Annotated in this window: 1 rRNA gene; it reads right to left on the reverse strand. The window is 54.2% G+C overall.

Features of this window, described 5'->3' with window-relative positions:
- A 5S ribosomal RNA gene (gene rrf, locus HKX41_13495) occupies positions 1 to 112 on the reverse strand; the annotation flags it as partial.
- Between the last annotated feature and the right edge of the window lie 124 nt (positions 113 to 236).

Raw genomic sequence — 236 nt, forward strand, 5'->3', positions numbered from 1 at the left:
TGGCGATGACCTACTCTTGCATGGCTTAAGCCACACTACCATCGGCGCATATGCGTTTCACTTCCGAGTTCGGGATGGGATCGGGTGGTTCCACACAGCTATTATCACCAGGGAGAGGGTGGAGGGTCGCTGGCTTCGGTGGATTGAAGTAGCGCACACGCTCTCGTTGGGTGCTTTCAACGGAATGAACCCCGTTGTCGGCGAATAGATTGGAATGTAGCGAGTCAGTGTTTTGG

The sequence above is a fragment of the Salifodinibacter halophilus genome (genome assembly GCA_012999515.1).
GTDB classification, from domain to species: domain Bacteria; phylum Pseudomonadota; class Gammaproteobacteria; order Nevskiales; family Salinisphaeraceae; genus Salifodinibacter; species Salifodinibacter halophilus.